The organism is Pseudonocardia sp. EV170527-09, from assembly GCF_008369905.1.
Taxonomy (GTDB): Bacteria; Actinomycetota; Actinomycetes; order Mycobacteriales; family Pseudonocardiaceae; genus Pseudonocardia.
In genome coordinates, this window is record NZ_VRMC01000190.1 from 1 (window position 1) to 3,422 (window position 3,422).

The following is a 3,422-nucleotide window of genomic DNA, read 5'->3' on the forward strand; positions in this document are numbered from 1 at the left end:
GGTCACACAGTGGATGCGAACAACTCGTTGTGGCAAGCCCTCGGCCTATTAGTACCGGTCAACTCCACCCCTCACAGGGCTTCCATCTCCGGCCTATCAACCCAGTCATCTCCTGGGAGCCTTACCCACTCAAAGGTGGTGGGAGACCTCATCTTGGAACAGGCTTCCCGCTTAGATGCCTTCAGCGGTTATCCCTCCCGAACATAGCCAACCAGCCGTGCCCCTGGCGGGACAACTGGCACACCAGAGGTTCGTCCGTCCCGGTCCTCTCGTACTAGGGACAGCCTTCCTCAAGTCTCCAACGCGCGCGGCGGATAGGGACCGAACTGTCTCACGACGTTCTAAACCCAGCTCGCGTACCGCTTTAATGGGCGAACAGCCCAACCCTTGGGACCTACTCCAGCCCCAGGATGCGACGAGCCGACATCGAGGTGCCAAACCATGCCGTCGATATGGACTCTTGGGCAAGATCAGCCTGTTATCCCCGGGGTACCTTTTATCCGTTGAGCGACACCCCTTCCACAAGGTGGTGCCGGATCACTAGTCCCGACTTTCGTCCCTGCTCGACCCGTCAGTCTCACAGTCAAGCTCCCTTGTGCACTTACACTCAACACCTGATTGCCAACCAGGCTGAGGGAACCTTTGGGCGCCTCCGTTACTCTTTGGGAGGCAACCGCCCCAGTTAAACTACCCACCAGGCACTGTCCCTGAACCAGATCATGGCCCGAGGTTAAGACACCCAATTCGACCAGAGTGGTATTTCAACAACGACTCCACCACCACTGGCGTGATAGCTTCACAGTCTCCCACCTATCCTACACAAGCCGAACCGAGCACCAATACCAAGCTATAGTAAAGGTCCCGGGGTCTTTCCGTCCTGCCGCGCGTAACGAGCATCTTTACTCGTAGTGCAATTTCGCCGAGTCTGTGGTCGAGACAGCGCCCAAGTCGTTACGCCATTCGTGCAGGTCGGAACTTACCCGACAAGGAATTTCGCTACCTTAGGATGGTTATAGTTACCACCGCCGTTTACTGGCGCTTAAATTCTCCGCTTCGCCCCCCGAAAGGGACTAACAGGTCCTCTTAACGTTCCAGCACCGGGCAGGCGTCAGTCCGTATACATCGTCTTGCGACTTCGCACGGACCTGTGTTTTTAGTAAACAGTCGCTTGGGCCTGGTCTCTGCGACCGGCCATCCCTAGCCCGCACGGGGCATCAAGACAACCGGCCCTCCTTCTCCCGAAGTTACGGAGGTATTTTGCCGAATTCCTTAACCACAGTTCGCTCGATCGCCTCGGTATTCTCTACCTGACCACCTGTGTCGGTTTGGGGTACGGGCCGCAACAGCACTCGCTAGAGGCTTTTCTCGACAGCATGGGATCACCCTCTTCGCCTCAATCGGCTACGCATCACCTCTCACCCTTCACGACCCCCCGGATTTACCTAGGAGATCAGGCTACAGGCTTACACCACGACAACCACCGCGTGGCGGAGCTACCCTCCTGCGTCACCCCATCACTTGCCTACTACCAGATCGGATCCCACGCTCCCCCACAAACAACACTCCCGAAGGAGCGAAGGTGGGTTCGGATGGTTAGCATCACCAGCCTCGGCATGGACGCACTATCACGAGCACGGGAATATCAACCCGTTGTCCATCGACTACGCCTGACGGCCTCGCCTTAGGTCCCGGCTCACCCTGGGCGGAACAACCTGGCCCAGGAACCCTTGGTCATCCGGCGGCAGAGATTCTCACTCTGCATTCGCTACTCATGCCTGCATTCTCACTCCCACACCCTCCACCCGTAAATCACTCCCGGGCTTCACCAGACGCAGGACGCTCCCCTACCCAACAACACCAAAGATGTCATTGCCACGGCTTCGGCGGTGCGCTTGAGCCCCGCTACATTGTCGGCGCAGGACCACTTGACCAGTGAGCTATTACGCACTCTTTCAAGGGTGGCTGCTTCTAAGCCAACCTCCTGGTTGTCCGGGCGATCCCACATCCTTTCCCACTTAGCGCACGCTTAGGGGCCTTAGCCGGTGATCTGGGCTGTTTCCCTCTCGACCACGAAGCTTATCCCCCGCAGTCTCACTGCCGCGCTCTCACTCACCGGCATTCGGAGTTTGGCTGACTTCGGTAAGCTTGTCGGCCCCCTAGGCCATCCAGTGCTCTACCTCCGGCGAGAAACACACGACGCTGCACCTAAATGCATTTCGGGGAGAACCAGCTATCACGAAGTTTGATTGGCCTTTCACCCCTACCCACAGCTCATCCCCCAGGTTTTCAACCCTGGTGGGTTCGGGCCTCCACGACGTCTTACCGACGCTTCACCCTGGCCATGGGTAGATCACTCCGCTTCGGGTCTACACCCCGCGACTCAACCGCCCTATTCGGACTCGCTTTCGCTACGGCTACCCCACACAGGTTAACCTCGCCACGAAGCATAACTCGCAGGCTCATTCTTCAAAAGGCACGCCATCACCCCGCCCAAAGGACTCAAGGCTCTGACGGCTTGTAAGCACACGGTTTCAGGTACTATTTCACTCCCCTCCCGGGGTACTTTTCACCTTTCCCTCACGGTACTTGTCCGCTATCGGTCACCAGGTAGTATTTAGGCTTGACGGGTGGTCCCGCCAGATTCACAGCGAATTTCACGGGCTCGCTGCTACTCGAGAACAATGCCCACAACAGAACCAAACATTTTCGCGTACGGGGCTATCACCCACTACGGCCGACCATCCCAGAATCGTTCCGCTAACACCGGTTCCTGCTGTCCCACCCTCGGCAGAAGATGAACGACACGCCTCACAACCCCGCACCCGCAACGCCTGCCGGCTTGACACGGACACGGTTTAGCCTCTTCCGCTTTCGCTCGCCACTACTCACGGAATCACTATTGTTTTCTCTTCCTGTGGGTACTGAGATGTTTCACTTCCCCACGTTCCCTCCACGCACCCTATGAATTCAGGTACGGGTAACGCCCCATGACGGGCGCTGGGTTTCCCCATTCGGACACCCTCGGATCACAGCTCGGTTGACAGCTCCCCGAGGCCTATCGCGGCCTCCCACGTCCTTCATCGGCTCCTGATGCCCAGGCATCCACCATGTGCTCTTAACAACTTGACCACAACAAGATGCTCGCATCCACTATGCAACACTCAACCCACAACCACACCCAACCAAGAACAACCACCACCACCCACAACAGGGAAGCGTTAGGAAGCCCTCGACCAGAGCGGCCAGAAAAGACCCACCGTTCCGAAGAACCAGGTGTCCCCTCAGGACCCAACAGTGTGCCAAGCCAAACCAGTTCGACGTGCTGCGTTCCACCCAACGCACCCAACCCACGAACGAGGCTGATGATGCGATTCAATGAAGGAACCACAGACACTCATAAAAGAGCGTGTGGTGCCCCATCA

1 rRNA gene is annotated in these 3,422 nt (G+C 57.5%); it reads right to left on the reverse strand.

Going from position 1 to position 3,422, the window contains the following annotated elements:
* Window positions 1-28: 28 nt before the first annotated feature.
* A 23S ribosomal RNA gene (locus tag FVA95_RS28020) occupies window positions 29-3,129 on the reverse strand.
* Window positions 3,130-3,422 lie beyond the last annotated feature (293 nt).